The sequence below is a fragment of the Streptomyces sp. NPDC029159 genome (genome assembly GCF_055564055.1).
Map to the genome: position 1 here is coordinate 750,892 of NZ_JBVHWT010000001.1, position 17,936 is coordinate 768,827.

Consider the following 17,936-nt stretch of genomic DNA (forward strand, 5'->3'; position numbering starts at 1 on the left):
TCCTGGGCGTGCGGGTACGGGCGCTCCCGTGCCTGCGCCCCCCTGGGGCCCGCTCTCCCCCCGGCGCCCCGTAGTGGCCCCGGCCCCGCCCATCCCCCGCACCGTCCCCGCTCAGTAGAGTGCGGGGATATCCCCGGCCGCCCGGCCGGCCCCCTTCCGCACCGGCCGCACGGCGGCTTCCGAGGTTCGAGGTACTCGGCAGTGACCCCCCTGGCACCCCCTTCACCGCCCGTGCTCACCGTCGTCGGCATCGGCGCCGACGGCTGGGACGGGCTGGCCCCCGCCTCCCGCGACGCGCTCCGTACCGCCGGTGTCCTGCTCGGCGGCGCGCGCCAACTCGACCTGCTGCCCCCGGAGTGCGCCGGTGAACGCGTCACCTGGCCGTCGCCGCTGCGCCCCGCCGTACCGGGCCTGATCGCCACCTACGCCGGACGCGGCCTGACCGTGCTGGCCAGCGGCGACCCGATGTTCCACGGCATCGGCCGGACGCTGACCGAGGTGCTGGCCGCCCTCCCCGACGCCCCCGGGGCGCCCCGCCCCCGGCTGCGGGTCCTGCCGCACCCCTCGTCCGTCGCGTACGCCTGCGCCCGGCTCGGCTGGCCGGTGGCCGACACCGAGGTCGTCTCGCTGGTGGGGCGCCCGGTCGCGGGCCTCGCGCGGGCGTTGCACCACGGGCGCCGGGTGCTGGTCCTCTCGTCCGGTGCGGACACCCCCGCGCGGATCGCCGAGGCGCTGCGGGAGCGCGGCTTCGGCCCGTCCCGGATGCGCGTCCTGGAGCAGCTGGGCGGCCCCGCCGAGGCGCAGACCGACGGCACCGCCGCCTCCTGGGCGCGGCCGCCCGGTGACCCGCTGAACGTCGTCGCCGTGGAGTGCGTCCGCGCCCCCGGTGCGCTGCGGCTGCCGGTCGTCCCCGGGCTGCCCGACGACGCGTACGACCACGACGGGCAGCTCACCAAGCGGCACATACGGGCCGCGACCCTCGCCGCGCTCGCCCCGGAGCCCGGCGAACTCCTCTGGGACATCGGCGGCGGCTCCGGCTCCGTCGCGATCGAGTGGCTGCGCGCGCACCCCGCCTGCCGTGCCGTCACCGTCGAACGGGACGCCGTCCGCGCCGCCCGTATCGCCGGGAACGCGGACAGCCTCGGCGTCCCGGCGCTGCAGGTGGTGCAGGGCGCGGCGCCCGCCGCGCTGGCCGGGCTTCCGGTGCCCGACGCGGTCTTCATCGGCGGCGGACTCACCGCCCCCGGACTGCTCGACGCCTGCTGGGCGGCGCTGCCCCCGGGCGGCCGTCTCGTCGCCAACACCGTGACGCTGGAGTCCGAGGCGCTGCTGACGGAGTGGTACCGGCGCCACGGCGGCGACCTGGTACGCCTCGCCGTCGCCCATGCGACGCCCGTCGGCGGCTTCACGGGCTGGCGGCAGGCGATGCCGGTCACCCAGTGGGCGGCGGTCAAACCGGCGCACCCCGGGGGCGGTGCCTCGGCGGCTTCCCCAGGGGAGGCCGGTTCCGGGGATGCTCCTGGGGAAGGCATCCCCGTTCCTCCCGGGGAGGCCACCCCCGTCCGCACTTCCCCCGTGCCCGCCGCCCCCACCCCCACCTCCCCGGAGAACGAGGAACGATGACCGTCCACTTCATCGGCGCGGGCCCCGGCGCCGCCGACCTGATCACCGTGCGGGGTGCCCGCACCCTCGCCGCCTGCGGGGTGTGCCTGTACGCGGGCAGCCTGGTGCCGCGCGAACTGCTCGCCGAGTGCCCGCCCGGCGCCCGGCTGATCGACACCGCCCGGCTCGATCTGGACACCATCACCGCGGAGCTGGTCCGCGCCCACGAGGAGGGCCACGACGTGGCCCGGCTGCACTCCGGCGACCCGTCCCTCTTCAGCGCCGTCGCCGAGCAGATGCGCCGCCTCGACGCGGCGGGCGTGCCGTACGACGTGGTGCCCGGCGTCCCGGCGTTCGCCGCCGCGGCGGCCGCCCTCAAGCGCGAGCTGACGGTCCCGACGGTCGGTCAGACGGTGATCCTCACCCGGATCGCCGAGCGCGCCACCGCCATGCCCGAGGGCGAGGACCTCGCCACCCTGGGGCGCAGCGGCGCCCTCCTCGTCCTGCACCTCGCCGCCCGGTACGCCGACCGGGTCGTCGCCGAACTGCTCCCCCACTACGGCGCCGACTGCCCCGCCGCCGTGGTGGCCCTCGCCTCCCGCCCCGACGAACTCGTCCTGCGCGGCACCCTCGCCGACATCGCCGACCAGGTGAAGGCCGCGGGCGTGGTCCGCACGGCCGTCATCGTCGTCGGCCGCACCCTGGCCGCGGAGCAGTTCGGCGACAGCTTCCTCTACTCGTCGGACCGCGACCGGCCGGCGGACGGGCGCGGGGGCGCCTGGGGCGCGGACTAGGGGTGTCCCGGGCGGCGCGGCGTACGCGCGGGGCGGCACGGCGCTCCTGGGGCCCGGGCAACGCCGCTCCCGGGCGGCCCCTGGGTGGCGGCGCCGGGCCCCGGCGCGTGGCGCCACGTCCCACGCCCGGCGCGCGGTGCCATCCCCCACGCCCCGGCGCGCGGCGTAGCTCCTACGCCCCCGGCCCCCGGGGCTCCGACCGCCCCACCACCAGACCGGCCCGGTCGATGCACACCACGTCAACGGTGACGGGCGCGCCCCGCAGCACCGCCAGCGCCTCGTCCCGGGCGGCGGCGGCCACCAGATCGCCCAGGGGCACACCGGCGGCGGCGCACAACTGGAGCGCCCCGAGCCCCGTGTTGGCGCCCTCGACCTCGGCGGCCAGCGCCTCGTCCGCGCCCCCGCGCCGGGCCAGCTCCGCCAGGAAACCCTTGTCCACCTGCGACCGCGCCGAATGCAGATCGAGATGCCCGGCCGCCAGCTTCGACAGCTTCGCGAACCCGCCGCAGACCGTCAGCCGCTCCACCGGATGACGCCGTACGTACTTCAGCACCGCGCCCGCGAAGTCCCCCATGTCCAGCAGCGCGTCCTCGGGCAGCCCGTGCAGCGCCACCGCGACCTTCTCGGACGTGGACCCCGTACAGCCCGCCACATGGCGCCGCCCCGCCGCGCGCGCCACGTCCACGCCGCGCCGGATCGAGTCGATCCACGCCGAGCACGAGTACGGCACCACGACGCCGGTGGTCCCCAGGATCGACAGCCCGCCGAGGATGCCCAGCCGCGGATTCCAGGTGCTGCGCGCGATCTCCTCGCCGTGGTCGACGGAGACCTCGACCTCGACGTCGCCGCGCCCGCCGTACCGCGCCGCCACCTCGGCCAGATGCCCGGAGATCAGCTGCCGCGGCACCGGGTTGATCGCCGGTTCGCCGACGTCCAGCGGCAGTCCCGGCCGGGTCACCGTCCCGACGCCGGGCCCCGCCCGGAAGACCACCCCCGAACCGGCCGGCAGCTCCCGCACCGTCACCCGGATCAGCGCCCCGTGGGTCACATCCGGATCGTCCCCCGCGTCCTTCACCACCGCCGCCGTCGCCCACGACCGGTCCGCGGCCAACTCCTCCTTGGCCAGCGCGAACGACGGTGTGTGCCCCTTGGGCAACGCGATCCGCACCGGATCCGGGAACTCCCCGGTCAGCAGTGCCGTGTACGCCGCGGCACTCGCCGCCGTCGCGCACGCCCCGGTGGTCCACCCGGACCGCAGCCCGGTATGCGCCAGCTGCGCGCTACGACCCCCTCCCGCGCCCTGCTGCGACGCCCCCCGCGGCTCCGCCGGATCCCCGCCGGACGCACCCACCGTCGCCACCTGCCCTTTCACCACCCGACCCGCGGCCTCACGCCACCGATTCGCGACACCTGAGCCGCGCGTCCATGTTCCCCTGCCGCGCCCGGGCTCGCCCGAGGCGGGTCGGACACGGGCCTGCGGGGCGCTCCTCGCCGGACGTCCGGGATGCCCGGAACCGGGAGGGCCCGTAGCTCCCTTTCGGCCTGCCACCGGCCGAATCGCGCCGACATAAGGGTGTCCCCCGCAAGCACCACTTAGGGTGAACGGCTGTCTCACACTGTGTGGAAAATGGGGAATCGGGGGCTGTTGTGCCGGATACCGATGTGCAGCCGAAGACGCTGCGCACCGCAGCGGGCCAGAGCGAAGAAATGCAGTCGGGGGTGGGCACCGCCGTCAGCGCGCTGAACGCGCATCACCACGGCGTACCCGGCCAGACTGCGGGGTTCTCCTTCGCCCAGCAGCTCATGCGGACGCAGCACTCCTGGCAGGCCAGGCTCGGCGACGTTCGGAAGGAATGCGGGGACGTCGCGCAATCCCTCCGGAATTCTGCGGACAACTACGAGCGGAACGACGACAACACGGCGCGGTCGTTCACCCAGCGCTCCGAAAGTCCAGCCATGGTTCTGCCCGCGGCGCAGTCGCGCCACAACAGCCCGTTCGGATGATGCCTGATGCCCACTCTGCAGGAAATCCAAGACCTTCGATTCTCCGCTCTGGAAGAGGCCAAGGAGGAATGGGGGCGGTCGGCGCATCGCTTCGGCGGCTACCAGGACCGTGTGGAAACCTACATGCGCCGCCCGTTGAAAAGTGACTGGTCCGGCAAGGCGGCTGATGCGGCACAGGTCCGACTGCAACGCCTCGGGGAGAACTTCCATTTCGGATCCCAGGAGTGCACGCTCATCGAGGCCACCATCGACGGTTTCGTCACCGAGATGAAGGAACAGCAGAAACGGCTGAGCAAGCTGCTCGATGACGCCGCCGCGAAGGGCCTCAAGGTGTTGCCCAGCGGGGAGGTGACCTACAAGGATGAGGGTTCCATTCCGACGGGGGATCCGGATGCAGGTCCCCCGGACGCGGAGATTGAGCGGCGTGACCTTGAGGGGGAAATCCTCGGTGTCCGGCGCACCGTCGAGGAGATCGACGGCCGTTACACGATCGCCATCGCGCGCCTCCAGGCCGACCGCGGGCTGAAGGTCGACAGCCAAGAATACCGGCGGGACGCATCCGACATCTCCCAGATCGCGGGAACGGCGGTCGGCCTCAATGCCGCTCCGCATCAGGGCACGGACCCGAAAAAGGTCAACGGCTGGTGGAATGGCCTGAGTCAGGAGGAGCGGGACGAGCAGCTGGCGCTGAACCCCGAGGTGATCGGAAATCTCGACGGCATACCCGCCGAAACCCGCGACGAGGCGAACCGCGTCAATCTCGACCGGCTGATCGATGCGCATCCGCCTGGTACGCCGATGTCGGAAGCGCAGGCTGAAAAGCAGGAGGGTTACCGTGCCATCAGGGACCGTCTTGACCGAGATGATGGGAAGGTGCCCGAGCCTCTCCTCCTGGGAATTGGAGAAGAGGGGCAGGGGCGGGCCATTCTGTCGTACGGAAACCCTGATAAGGCGGACAACGTCGCAGCTTATGTTCCGGGGTTCACTACCACAATGAAGGATGTGGGCGGAGACGACGGCGACCGCGCTCACAGGGTCTGGCAGTCCGCAAGAGAGTCAGATAACAGCAAGACGACTGCATCGATCGTCTGGCTTGGATACGACGCTCCTCAGAGTGCAGAGGTTGCCCTCGAAAGCGATGGCAAGAACGGAGGAGCCGAATTTGGAACCTTCCTTGACGGAGTCCAGGCGACGCATCAAGGGGATCGGCCACATGTCACCGCGATCGGCCACAGCTATGGGTCGTTCACTGTAGGGCAGGCAGCTCAGCGTCCGGGAGGAATTCCCGCCGACGACATCATTCTCGTGGGGAGTCCTGGTACAGGGGCGCAGAAAGCGGATGAGCTCGGCGTTGGAAAAGATCACGTCTGGGTGGGGGCTGCGGAGAACGATCCAGTCACTCATGCGCCTTCCAAGAAGGAAGTCATCGGTAGCAGGTTCGGGTTTGCTGGCGGAATAATAGGTCACATGATGGATCCGCATGAATTGTGGTTCGGGCAGGATCCGGCCAGCGAGGAATTTGGCGGAAAGCGTTTTGGCGTGAACCCTGGAAACCCTGTTGATCCGGTCGATGGTGTTGATTCTCACTCTGAATACTTCGACCCGGGTTATGGGATCGAGGGTGAGTCGTTGAGGAATATGGGAAGAATTGTTTCCGGGCATCCGGATACTATCAGCGAGCAGTCCCGGAGGTGATTTAAATGCGTGCGCGTAAGGCTTTGGTCGTCGCAGTCGGTCTACTGGTTGTATTTAATGGAATTAGCGGTTGCTCTCTCCTTTCGGATACTCCCGGCCTCACTGGCGCGCAAGCTCTCCGGAAGATCGACTCAACCCTGGAAGGTGTTTTCGGGGCGATACATCCCCGAGTCAAGTGGCGGGAAGGTCCTGGCGAGATGGATGTGCACCGCAACTCGTTCACCAATAGGCCGAACGGCGTGGTGGGCGTCCACCGGGCGCGCTATCTTCGGACCAAGGTTTCAGCGCAAAAGTTCGACAAATTGACAGAATCAGTGCGCGCGTACCTGAAGAAATCTGGGTTTGAGATGGAGAGGGATTTCTCGCGCCCGCATTTCGTTTCCGCTAAATCATCCGATGGTCTTGAGGTGGGTTTTTCGGTGGAGGGGAGCGGGGGAATTGCCATCGGTGCGAGTGTGGATGCGAAGTCCCCAGGTCACGGTGGGGAAATCGAAGGCGAAGAAGGCGACAAGTTCCCCGCAGCGCCTGATGGCGGGCCGGATCACGCACCCGACCTCCGTGACCCCTACTGGTCGAAGTAACGGCCATCTCGAAGGCCGTAGTAGTGCGCCCGACCGGGTATGCGAGCCCCCTCCCGTACCCTTCTGGGGCGTTTTCCGCCGCTGAAGAATCGGAAGGACCCCCGCCCCATGACCGACCCCGCCGCTCCGGGCCCCCGCCACGTTCTCATCCTCGGTGGCACCGCCGAGGCGCGGGAGCTGGCCGGCGAGCTGGTCGCAGGCGGCGTGCGGGTCACGTCCTCCTTGGCCGGGCGGGTGGCGGCGCCGCGGTTGCCTGTGGGGGAGGTGCGGGTCGGGGGGTTCGGCGGGGTTGCGGGGCTGGTGGGGTGGGTGCGGGAGCATGCGGTGGATGTGCTGGTCGATGCGACGCATCCGTTCGCCGAGGTGATGAGCGCGAACGCGGCGGGGGCGGCCGCTGCCGCCGGGGTGCCGCTGCTGGCCCTGCGGCGTCCGGGCTGGGTGCCGCAGGACGGCGACGTATGGCATCGGGTCGGGTCGTTGGACGAGGCGGCGGACGCGCTGCCCGGGCTCGGGCGCCGGGTTTTCCTCACCACGGGGCGCATGGGTCTCGCGCGTTTCGCGCACCTCGACGCGCTCTGGTTCCTCGTACGGTCCGTGGACGCGCCGGAGGGGCCGCGTCCGCCGCGGATGGAGATGCTGCTCGACCGGGGCCCGTTCACGCTCGACGGGGAGCGGGCCCTGCTGGCGGCGCACCGTATCGACGTGCTCGTCACCAAGGACAGCGGGGCCGCCGCCACCGCCCCCAAGCTCACCGCCGCGCGGGAGGCCGGGGTGCCCGTGGTGCTGGTGACCCGGCCCCCGGCGCCCGTCGGGGTGGCGACGGTGCCGGGGCCGGCGGAGGCGGTGGCGTGGCTGCGGGAGCGGCTGGGCTGACGGCGTGCCGCCCGCCGGTCAGCGTTTGCGGGCGGGGCGGCGCCGTCGCGTACCGCGGCAGGCGCAGGCGAACGCCTCGTCGCGGACCTGACGGTAGGTCGGGGTGACCTCCCGGCCGCACTGCGTACAGCGGCACGGCCAGGGCTCGTACGCGCCGGGGCAGGGCATCAGGGGGAGGAACCCGGCGGCGTGCATGGTGCGTTCGGCGACGGTCGCCGGGGGGCCGACCGGTGCCTGGCCCGTCACCGGGGGCGCGGCGGGCGGCTGACCGGCCGGGGGCTGCGGCCCGGCGGGGGGCTCGGCGGACTGCGGAGGCTGCGGCGGGCCCGTCGGCGCATCGAGGTGCGGCGGCGGGGGCCCGGCGGGGGCGGACAACGGGACGGCGCCGGCCTGCGGCGGGGCGAGGCCGGCCGCCGGGGCGCCGGCCGGCAAGGGCGCCCCGCCGCCGTCCGCCACTACGGGCGCGAGCGGGGGCAGCGGCAACGAGGTGCTGCCGTTCGCGGACGGGGCGGGGAGCGGGGCGGGCGGCCCGTAGGGGGAGGGGGCGAGGGCAGGGATGGCGGCTCGCTCCGCGCCTGCGGCCTTGCCCTCGTCCGTGCTCGCTGCTGTGCCCTGGTCGGTGCCCGTCATGCGCTGTTCTGGACCGGGGGTTTGGCCCGTGCCGGTGGCCTGGCCGGTGCCCGCCGTGTCCTGTTCCGTGACGGGGGCCTGGGCGGCGGCTGCGGCGAGTTGGCCTGGTGCTGCGGTGGCCTGTGCAGTGTCTGCGGCGAGCTGGCCCGTTTCTGCGGCGGCCTGTGCAGCGCCTGTGGCGAGCTGACCTGGTGCTGTGGCGGTCTGTGCGGCGCCCGCGGCGAGTTGACCCGTTTCTGTGGCGATCTGCGCAGCGCCTGCGGTGGCCTGGCCCGTTTCTGCGGCGATCTGTTCCGTGTCCGCGGGACGGTCGGTGCTCGGGGGGCGGTCGGTGCCTGCGGGCCGGTTGGTGCCTGCGGGGCGTGCGGCTTCGGTGGGCCAGGTCGCCTCCGCAGTGCCGGGCTGCCCGGTGGCGTCGGCCGGTTCGGAGCGATCGGCCGGTTCGGCGGGGCGGCGCGGCTGTTCCTGCGGTGCGGGGGCCGGGGGCGGGGCGGCGGTCGTGGTCAGACGTGCGGACGGGTCCGGCGGGGCGAGGTACGGGCCTGCCGGGGGGCGCGGGGCCGTCGCCTCCGGGGACGTCGTCGGCCCGGGGAGCATCGGGGCTCCGGCGGCGACCGCGGCTTCCGGCGCTGTAGGCGCCGCGGGAGCCGGTGCAGGGGGCGCCGCGGCCGTCATGGGCTCCGCGGCCGTCGTGTGGTCCGGGGGCGCCGCGGGCTCCGGCGCGGCCGGAAGGAGAGCCGGGCGTACCGCGGGCGCGGCCACCGAGGCCACCCCGGGAACGGGCACCGGCCCCGGGACGGCCGGTTCCGCGGCGGGCAACTCCCGTGCGGGGCCCGGCAACGGGACGTGCGGAGCGGCCTGCACCGGAACCGCTCCCGGCGCCGCATACGGGTTCGGCGCCGCCGCGACCTCCGGGTACGGGGTGAAGCCCGGCGGACCCGGGGCCGGCCCCTGGCCGGGGACGGTGGGCCGGTCGGCCGTATACGGGGTGCCACCCGGTGCGCCCGGAGGCGCCGCCCCCACCACGGGCGCCTCCCCGTACGCACCGGGGACCGGCGCCCCGGCGCCCGGCAGCTGCTCGGGGACCGGCATGCCGTACCCGGCACCGGGGCCCTGGCCAGGGGGGATCGGCGCAGTGGACCCCGGTGCGGGCGCCGCTGCCTGCGGGTAATCGCTGGCGTGCCACTGGTGGAGGCAGTCGGCGCACCACCACAGGAGTTCGCCGCCGCCGTAGACGCCCTCGTCCTCCCACAGGAGGTCGGTGCCGCCGCAGGACGGGCAGGGGGTGGCCGGGGTACGGCGGCGCCGTGTGCGACGGCTCATGAGTGAGACCTGGTCATGGTTCTCCGACTTCATCTGTTCTGCGCCGTGAGGGCAAGGGCACGCCCCGCCGTCGCCCATGGTGGGCGTGGTTTCCCCGGGGCGGAAGCGGTGGCCTCCGCGCCGGGGCGGGGCGCGCACAGCAACAATGTGCCACCTGTCCGTGGACAACAGCCGACAGTTCGGTCAATTTGGCGGACCGGCCTCGCGGGGAGCGCCCCGAAGGGAGCGGGCCCGTACGGATGTCCGGGGCCGCCGTGCACTCCGCCGCGATGCCGTTCGTCCGTAACGTCCCCCGTCTCCCGTCGTGTTCACCCTCGTCCGACCCCGAATCCTCCCGGATCCGGACCCGGACTCACCCCTCCGGGTAGCGGCGCGGCGTCCACACGGAGGCGGTGCCGTCCGCGCGCGGTGCCGTCCGGGTCTGGGACGAGCCGATCAGCAGGATCGTGCGCATGTCGACCTCGGCGGGGTCGAGGTCGGCGAGGCGGACGGTGCGGACGGACTCCTCCGGGCCGCCGACATCGCGGCCCAGCACGACCGGGGTGTCCGGCGAACGGTGCTCCAGCAGCAGGTCACGGGCCTTGCCGACCTGCCAGGTGCGGCTGCGGGAGCCCGGGTTGTAGAGCGCCAGGACGAGGTCGGCGGCGGCCGCGGCGCGCAGCCGTTCGGCGATGACCTCCCAGGGCTTGAGGCGGTCGGAGAGGGAGAGGACCGCGTAGTCGTGGCCGAGCGGGGCGCCCGCCTTGGCCGCCGCGGCGTTGGCGGCGGTGACCCCGGGGAGCACCCGTACGGGTACGGCCCGGTAGCGCTCCTCGGCGGCGACCTCCAGGACGGCGGTGGCCATCGCGAAGACGCCCGGGTCGCCGCCGGAGACCACCGCGACGCGGCGGCCGCGGCGGGCCAGGTCGAGGGCGAGTTCGGCGCGTTCGGACTCGACCTTGTTGTCGGAGCCGTGCCGCAGCTGACCGGGGCGGTGCGGCACCCGGTCCAGGTAGGTGGTGTAGCCGACGAGGTCGTCGGCGGCGGCCAGCGCGCCCCGCGACTCCGGCGTCAGCCACAGCGGTCCGGCCGGCCCGGTACCGACGACGACCACTTCGCCGGAGTTGGAGCCGGAGTCGGAGTCGGAGCCGGGCTCGGCCCCGGACACGTCATCCGACGCCTCGTCGGGGGCGTGCGCCGCCTCGCCGGGCGCCCCTGACACGTTCTCGGGGACGCCCCCGGACCCGGTCTCAGGGGCGTACGCCGCGTCACCGGGCGCCCCTGACACACCCTCGGGGACGCCCCCCGACACCCCCTCGGGCACATCCCGCTCCGCGACCCGGCTCGGTACCACCGCGACCGCGAAGTACGGCACGGAATCGGGGTCGACGTCCGTCAGGGCCCCGGTCCGTTCGCCCGTCATCGTGGCGCGTTCGACGTAGCGTGCCTCCGGCAGTCGGCCCGAGCGTTCCATGGCCCGGCGGACGGCGGGGAAGGTGCGGCCCAGCTTCATGACGACGGCGGAGTCGGTGGCGGCCAGCCGGGCCGTCAGCTCCTCCTCGGGGAGCGTGCCGGGCAGCACCGTCAGCACCTCGTCGGCCTCCACCAGCGGCCTGCCCAGCCGGGCGGCGGCCGCGTTGATCGAGGTCACGCCGGGGATGACCTCGGTCGGGTAACGGTGCGCCAGACGCTTGTGCATGTGCTGGTACGAGCCGTAGAAGAGCGGGTCGCCCTCGGAGATCACGGCGACGGTGCGGCCCGCGTCCAGGTGCGCGGCGAGCCGGGCCGCGGCCTCCTCGTAGAAGTCGTCGAGCGCGCCCCGGTAGCCGCCGGGGTGGTCGGTCGACTCGGTGGTGACGGGGTAGACCAGCGCCTCCTCGATGTGGTCGGGGCGCAGATGCTCGGCGGCGATGGCGCGCGCGATGGACCGGCCGTGGCGCGCACTGTGGTACGCCACCACATCGGCCTCGGCGATGACCCCTACGGCCCTCACGGTCATCAGGGACGGGTCTCCGGGGCCGAGCCCCACACCGTAGAGGCGGCCCGGGGTGCGGGCGGCGGACTGCTGCTCGGGCACGCTCATTCCTCCTCGCTCGCCAGGGCGTTGACGGCGGCCGCGGCCATGGCGCTGCCGCCGCGCCGCCCGCGCACCACCAGGTGCTCCAGGCCCGACGGGTGGGCGGCCAGCGCCTCCTTGGACTCGGCGGCGCCGATGAAGCCGACGGGTATGCCGAGCACCGCGGCGGGCCGCGGCGCGCCCTCCTCGATCATCTCCAGGAGGCGGAAGAGCGCGGTCGGGGCGTTGCCGACGGCGACGACCGCGCCGTCCAGCCTGTCCCGCCACAGCTCCAGCGCGGCGGCGCTGCGGGTGGTGCCCAGTTCGGCGGCGAGCGCGGGCACCGACGGGTCGGCGAGGGTGCACACCACCTCGTTGTCCGCGGGCAGCCGCTTACGGGTGACGCCGCTGGCGACCATGTTGGCGTCGCACAGGATCGGCGCACCGGCGCGCAGCGCGGCGCGCGCGCTCGCCACCACGCCGGGGGAGAACGCGAGGTCGCGGACGAGGTCGACCATGCCGCAGGCGTGGATCATCCGGACCGCGACCCGGCTGACGTCGGCGGGCAGCCCCGCGAGGTCCGCCTCGGCGCGGATGGTGGCAAAGGACTGGCGGTAGATCGCCGCCCCGTCCTTCTCGTAGTCGAACACGGTGCCCTCGGTGTGGTGGGTCGGTGGGGGAAACAGGGGGTGGGGTGCGCGCCTACGGGGACGGAGCCCGGGACGCGTACCCGTTAGACGGTCACGGTGCGGTGCCGGGTGCCGCCGGGGGAACCCGGGGCGCGACGGCGTCGGCGACCTGCCGCACGGTGGCGCCGGCGGCGAGCGGCTCGGGTGGTGCCCCCGGCCGGATGACGGTCACGTCGTAGCCGCCGTCGGTCGCCAGGACGTCGATCCAGGTGCCGTGCGGGTGGCCGCAGCAGCGCGCGCAGCCGGACCACTGCACCGGCAGCGCGGTGGCCCGCCCCAGGGCCGCGGCCACGGCGGACGCGTCGGCCCGTACGTCGGTCAGGGACTTGGCGCACCCGGGGCGCCCGGTGCAGGCGCCGAGCCGGTACCAGGGCGAGTCCGGGTCGGTGACCAGGCCCGCGTCCGCGCACTCCCGCAGCCGGGCGGTGGCCACCGGTGCGCTCAGCCCGGGGACGAGGACGCCGCGCCACGGGGTCAGCCGGAGCGTGCCGTCCCCCTCGGCGGCGGTACGGGCCAGGAGGCGCCACTGTGCGCCGGTCAGCCGCCCCAGCGGCGCCCGGACGCTCAGCACACGGCGCCCGCCGGGCCCTTCGACGAGGCCGGGCGCCGGGGTGCGCGCGCCGCGCCCGGGCCGGGCCGGGACCTCGCCGGACGGGACGTACGTGGCGGATATCCCGGCGGCGCGCAGCCGTTCGCCGACGGCGCGCACGGTCGGCGCCGCGCCCCCCGGCAGCTCCCGGAACCGCCAGGCGCCGCTGCCGCTCGCCTCGACCGCGTCGAGGAAGGCACGGGCGGCACCGAGCGCGGCGCGGGCGGCATCGGCCCCCGCGATCCGGAGGGCCGGGCCGGGGCCGTCGTCGGGGCCGATGCCGTTGCCGGAGTCGGGGCCGGAGTCGGGCCCGCCGAGGAGGAGAAGCGCGGACGCCCCCGGCGCCGCGGCTTCCGATCCCGCAGCGTCCGCTCCCGCGCCTCCCGGCACCGCCACTTCTGCGACCAAGGTCACATCGCCGCCGAGGCCCGCCACATCGCCGCGGCCGTCGTCCAGGACGAAGAGGAAACGCCCCGAAAGCCGCGCCGTCCACTCCTGTCCGCAGAGCAGTTCGTCCAGCTCGCGGGCCCAGTGCCGCACGTCGGCGGGGGTGCGGCGGTCGATTCCGGCGAGCGGTGAGGCGACGAGGTTGCGGACGCGTTCATGGCGTACGGAGGGCAGCAGACCGGCGTCGGCCAGCAGTGCGGCCAGCTCGCCGCCGCAGCCGTCGCCGAGGCCGCGCAGCTCCACGTTGCCGCGCGAGGTGAGGGAGATCCCGCCGTCCCCGAACCGCTCCGCCGCGTCCGCCAGCGCCGTCGCCTGACGTCCGGTCAACTCCCCGGCGGGCACCCGGACACGGGCCAGCGCGCCGTCCGCCGCCGCGTGCAGCCGGAGCGCTCCCGGGCAGGCGTCACCGCGCTCGCGCAGCGGCGGCGGGGCCCCGTGGGGCCGGTTCGAGGGGGAGGGCGGCATGGCCGCGAGCATACCGACGCGCCACAGGGGCCGACGGTGGCCCGGGCCCCGCCCCGGGTGCTCCGACGGACGCCCGCGCCCCGGTACGGGCACCCCGAAGCGGCCCCGATCCGAACCCCGTACGGGCCCGGAACCGACCCTCGTACCGCCCGCCCGTAGGGGCACCCCGTACGGCCCGCGAGCTGGGGGCCGAGCCCTGCCCCCGCTCCACTACGGACACCCCGAGCGCCCTCCCCCGTAGTGGCCGCCCGACCCGCCCGGTACGGGCCCCACGCCTCACGGCCCCGCCCCTTCTCGTCCACCGGCGGTCGAGCCCCCCTCCCCAGCCCCTCGACCAGCCCTTACCATTCACTTCGGTGGGTCAGCCGGCCCGCCGACGCCGGAGACGGCGACGAGGGCTTTCCCGAGGGTGGGACAGCTCTCAGGGAGGAAGCCCGGTGCGAATCCGGCGCGGTCCCGCCACTGTGAGCCCGGCAGCTGCCGGGTGAGTCAGGAACTCCCGCCGTCCAACGAACCACCCGGGGCGCGGATACCCCGAGGAAGGCTCTGCGCTCGCATGCTTCTGCTGCTGTCGACCTCCGACACCGATCTCCTCAGCGCCCGCGCCGCCGGCGGCCCCGTGCCGTTCCGGCTCGCCAACCCGGCCCGCCTCGACCTCGCCGAACTCCCCGCGCTGCTCGACGGCGTCGACCTCGTCGTGGTCCGCCTCCTCGGCGGCATCCGCGCCTGGGAGGAGGGCCTGAACCTCCTCCTCGCCGAGTACCAGCACCGCCCCGTCGTCGTCCTCACCGGCGAACAGGCCCCCGACGCACAGCTGATGGAGGCGTCCACCGTCCCGGTCGGCACCGCCGCCGAGGCGCACGCCTACCTCGCGCACGGCGGGCCCGAGAACCTCGGCCGCCTCGCCCGCTTCCTCTCCGACACCGTCCTGCTGACCGGCCACGGCTTCGAACCGCCGCAGCCCGCGCCGACCTGGGGCGAGCTGGAGCGGCCCGCGGCCCGTAAGGACATCGACGGCCCGCTCATCCCGGTGCTCTACTACCGCGCCCACCACATGAGCGGCAACACCGGCTTCGTCGACGCGCTCTGCACCAAGATCGAGGAGGCCGGGGGCCGCCCGCTGCCGCTCTTCGTCGCCTCGCTGCGCGCGCCCGAGCCCGAGCTGATCGACGCGCTGCGCCCGGCCGACGCCATCGTCACCACCGTCCTCGCCGCGGGCGGCACCAAGCCCGCCGAGGCGTCCGCCGGCGGCGACGACGAATCGTGGGACGCGGGCGCGCTCGCCGCCCTGGACGTGCCGATCCTTCAGGCACTCTGCCTGACAGGTAACCGCGCCGCCTGGGAGGAGAACGACGAGGGCCTCTCCCCGCTGGACGCCGCCACCCAGATCGCCGTCCCCGAGTTCGACGGCCGCCTGATCACCGTCCCGTTCTCCTTCAAGGAGATCGACGAGGACGGCCTGCCGACGTACGCCGCCGACCCCGAGCGCGCCGCCCGCGTCGCCGGGATCGCCGTCCGCCACGCCCGGCTGCGCCACATCCCGGCGAAGGACAAGAAGCTGGCGCTGGTTCTCTCCGCGTACCCCACCAAGCACTCCCGCATCGGCAACGCCGTCGGCCTCGACACCCCCGCCTCCGCCGTCGCCCTCCTGCGCCGCCTGCGCGAAGAGGGCTACGACTTCGGCGACGAAGAGGTACCGGGGCTCGCGTCCGGTGACGGCGACGAGCTGATCTACGCCCTCATCGAGGCGGGCGGCCACGACCAGGAGTGGCTGACCGAGGAACAACTGGCCAAGAACCCTGTCCGTATCCCCGCCGCCGACTACAGGCGCTGGTACGCCACGCTCCCCCAGGAGCTGCGCGCGTCCGTCGAGGAGCACTGGGGCCCGCCGCCCGGCGAGATGTTCCTCGACCGCTCCCGCAACCCGGAGGGCGACATCGTCCTCGCCGCCCTGCGCCGCGGCAATCTGCTGATCCTCATCCAGCCGCCGCGCGGCTTCGGCGAGAACCCGATCGCGATCTACCACGATCCCGATCTGCCGCCGTCCCACCACTACCTGGCCGCCTACCGCTGGATCGCCGCCTCCGCCGACGACGGCGGCTTCGGCGCCGACGCCATGGTCCACCTCGGCAAGCACGGCAACCTGGAGTGGCTGCCCGGCAAGAACGCGGGCCTCTCCGCCGCCTGCGGCCCGGACGCCGCCCTCGGCGACCTGCCGCTGATCTACCCGTTCCTCGTCAACGACCCCGGCGAGGGCACCCAGGCCAAGCGCCGCGTCCACGCCACCCTCGTCGACCACCTCGTCCCGCCGATGGCGCGCGCCGAGTCGTACGGCGACATCGCCCGCCTGGAACAACTCCTCGACGAATATGCGCAGATCAGCGCCATGGACCCGGCGAAGCTCCCGGCGATCCGCGCGCAGATCTGGACCCTCATCCAGGCCGCCAGGCTCGACCACGACCTCGGCCTGGACGACCGCCCCGACGACGACGGCTTCGACGACTTCCTGCTGCACGTCGACGGCTGGCTCTGCGAGGTCAAGGACGCCCAGATCCGCGACGGTCTGCACGTCCTGGGCGCCGCGCCGGCCGGTGAGGCGCGCGTCAACCTCGTCCTCGCGATCCTGCGCGCCCGCCAGATCTGGGGCGGTACGTCCGCGCTGCCCGGGCTGCGGGAGGCGCTGGGCCTGGACGAGTCCGCCGCGACCCGCACCGCCGCCGACGACGCGGAGGAGCGCGCCCGCGCCCTCGTCCAGGCGATGGAGGACGCCGACTGGGCGCCGTCCGCCGTCGCCGAGGTGGCCGCCGGGCAGCCGGAACAGGTCGCCGCGATCCTCGACTTCGCCGCCCGCGAGGTCGTCCCGCGCCTCGCCGGGACCACCGCCGAGATCGACCACGCCGTCCACGCCCTGAACGGCGGCTTCGTCCCCGCGGGCCCGTCCGGCTCCCCGCTGCGCGGCCTCGTCAACGTCCTGCCGACCGGCCGCAACTTCTACTCCGTCGACCCCAAGGCCGTCCCGTCCCGCCTCGCCTGGGAGACCGGCCAGGCCCTCGCCGACTCCCTCCTGGAGCGCTACCGCGCCGACAACGGCACCTGGCCCACCTCCGTCGGCCTCTCCCTCTGGGGCACCAGCGCCATGCGCACCTCCGGGGACGACGTCGCCGAGGCCCTCGCGCTGCTCGGCGTCCGCCCCGTCTGGGACGACGCCTCCCGCCGCGTCACCGGCCTGGAGCCCATCCCCCTGGCGGAGCTGGGCCGCCCCCGCATCGACGTCACCCTCCGCATCTCCGGCTTCTTCCGCGACGCGTTCCCGCACGTCATCGGCTTGCTCGACGACGCGGTGCGGCTCGCCGCCGGGCTGGACGAGCCCGCCGCCGACAACCACGTCCGCGCCCACGCCCAGGCCGACCTCGCCGCCCACGGCGACGAACGCCGCGCCACCACCCGCATCTTCGGCTCCCGCCCCGGCACCTACGGCGCGGGCCTGCTCCAGCTCATCGACTCCCGCGACTGGCGCACCGACGCCGACCTCGCCGAGGTCTACACCGTCTGGGGCGGCTACGCGTACGGCCGCGGCCTGGAGGGCCGCCCGGCGCGCGACGAGATGGAGACGGCCTACAAGCGGATCGCGGTCGCCGCCAAGAACACCGACACCCGCGAACACGACATCGCCGACTCCGACGACTACTTCCAGTACCACGGCGGCATGGTCGCCACCGTGAAGGCGCTCAAGGGCACCGCCCCGGAGGCGTACATCGGCGACTCCACCCGCCCGGAGACGATCCGCACCCGCTCCCTCGTCGAGGAGACCTCCCGCGTCTTCCGCGCCCGCGTCGTCAACCCGCGCTGGATCGAGGCGATGCGCCGCCACGGCTACAAGGGCGCCTTCGAACTCGCCGCCACCGTCGACTACCTCTTCGGCTACGACGCGACCACCGGCGTCGTCGCCGACTGGATGTACGACAAGCTCGCCCAGACCTACGTCCTCGACCCCGAGAACCGCGCCTTCCTCCAGGAGGCCAACCCCTGGGCCCTCCACGGCATCGCCGAACGCCTCCTGGAGGCCGAATCCCGCGGCATGTGGGAGAAGCCGGACGCGGAGACCCTGGCCGCACTGCGCGAGGCGTTCTTGGAGACGGAGGGGGAGCTGGAGGGGGAGGAGTGAGCCCTCTCCACCCGGCGGGCACGGACAGCTTTCAGGGAGGGTTC

At 74.1% G+C, this 17,936-nt stretch carries 12 protein-coding genes and 1 riboswitch; of the genes, 7 read left to right on the plus strand and 5 right to left on the minus strand.

Translation table 11 applies throughout. The features are described from left to right. Positions 1 to 210: 210 nt before the first annotated feature. A complete protein-coding gene (gene cbiE / locus ACZ4U4_RS03385; protein ID WP_467868933.1) occupies positions 211 to 1,623 on the plus strand; it encodes a precorrin-6y C5,15-methyltransferase (decarboxylating) subunit CbiE in 1,413 nt (470 codons plus the stop codon). Next, positions 1,620 to 2,396 carry a precorrin-4 C(11)-methyltransferase gene (gene cobM / locus ACZ4U4_RS03390; RefSeq protein WP_467868746.1) on the plus strand — a complete coding sequence of 259 codons (777 nt, stop codon included), beginning with the start codon at positions 1,620 to 1,622 and terminating at the stop codon, positions 2,394 to 2,396. Before cbiE ends, cobM begins: the two co-directional genes overlap by 4 nt. A 172-nt stretch (positions 2,397 to 2,568) precedes the next feature. Here the strand turns inward: cobM and ACZ4U4_RS03395 are convergent, their stop codons facing one another. Then, positions 2,569 to 3,747: a cobalt-precorrin-5B (C(1))-methyltransferase gene (locus tag ACZ4U4_RS03395; protein WP_467868934.1), complete on the minus strand. Its 1,179-nt coding sequence runs from the start codon at positions 3,745 to 3,747 to the stop codon at positions 2,569 to 2,571. A gap of 311 nt (positions 3,748 to 4,058) precedes the next feature. Here ACZ4U4_RS03395 and ACZ4U4_RS03400 point away from each other — a divergent pair, with 311 nt between their 5' ends. The 4 genes from ACZ4U4_RS03400 to ACZ4U4_RS03415 all read left to right on the plus strand — a co-directional run bounded on the left by ACZ4U4_RS03400 (position 4,059) and on the right by ACZ4U4_RS03415 (position 7,549). Then, positions 4,059 to 4,400 carry a type VII secretion target gene (locus ACZ4U4_RS03400; RefSeq protein ID WP_467868747.1) on the plus strand — a complete coding sequence of 114 codons (342 nt, stop codon included), beginning with the start codon at positions 4,059 to 4,061 and terminating at the stop codon, positions 4,398 to 4,400. A 6-nt stretch (positions 4,401 to 4,406) separates the two neighbouring features. After that, entirely contained in the window at positions 4,407 to 6,095 is a 1,689-nt protein-coding gene (locus tag ACZ4U4_RS03405; protein WP_467868748.1) for an alpha/beta hydrolase, read from the plus strand. A 197-nt stretch (positions 6,096 to 6,292) separates the two neighbouring features. Then, on the plus strand, positions 6,293 to 6,676 hold the full coding sequence (locus ACZ4U4_RS03410) for a hypothetical protein (protein WP_467868749.1): 384 nt from the start codon (positions 6,293 to 6,295) through the stop codon (positions 6,674 to 6,676). A gap of 108 nt (positions 6,677 to 6,784) precedes the next feature. Beyond that, positions 6,785 to 7,549 (plus strand): cobalt-precorrin-6A reductase, encoded by a 765-nt coding sequence (locus ACZ4U4_RS03415; RefSeq protein WP_467868750.1) that lies wholly within the window; start codon positions 6,785 to 6,787, stop codon positions 7,547 to 7,549. Between the two features lie 18 nt (positions 7,550 to 7,567). On the opposite strand, the gene ACZ4U4_RS03420 is transcribed toward ACZ4U4_RS03415, so the two are convergent. The 4 genes from ACZ4U4_RS03420 to cobG form a co-directional block, all read right to left on the minus strand. Then, positions 7,568 to 9,502: a hypothetical protein gene (locus ACZ4U4_RS03420; RefSeq protein WP_467868751.1), complete on the minus strand. Its 1,935-nt coding sequence runs from the start codon at positions 9,500 to 9,502 to the stop codon at positions 7,568 to 7,570. A gap of 352 nt (positions 9,503 to 9,854) precedes the next feature. Further along, complete coding sequence (locus ACZ4U4_RS03425; RefSeq protein ID WP_467868752.1) at positions 9,855 to 11,564, minus strand: precorrin-2 C(20)-methyltransferase; 1,710 nt, start codon at positions 11,562 to 11,564, stop codon at positions 9,855 to 9,857. Continuing rightward, positions 11,561 to 12,187 carry a precorrin-8X methylmutase gene (locus ACZ4U4_RS03430; protein WP_030289325.1) on the minus strand — a complete coding sequence of 209 codons (627 nt, stop codon included), beginning with the start codon at positions 12,185 to 12,187 and terminating at the stop codon, positions 11,561 to 11,563. The genes ACZ4U4_RS03425 and ACZ4U4_RS03430 overlap by 4 nt, the downstream gene beginning before the upstream one ends. Positions 12,188 to 12,278: 91 nt before the next feature. Beyond that, positions 12,279 to 13,739, minus strand: coding sequence for a precorrin-3B synthase (gene cobG, locus ACZ4U4_RS03435; RefSeq protein ID WP_467868753.1), 1,461 nt, complete (start codon positions 13,737 to 13,739; stop codon positions 12,279 to 12,281). Between the two features lie 414 nt (positions 13,740 to 14,153). Next, positions 14,154 to 14,226, plus strand: a riboswitch (cobalamin riboswitch). Between the two features lie 57 nt (positions 14,227 to 14,283). Here cobG and cobN point away from each other — a divergent pair. Then, a complete protein-coding gene (gene cobN, locus ACZ4U4_RS03440; RefSeq protein WP_467868754.1) occupies positions 14,284 to 17,892 on the plus strand; it encodes a cobaltochelatase subunit CobN in 3,609 nt (1,202 codons plus the stop codon). Positions 17,893 to 17,936: the final 44 nt, after the last annotated feature.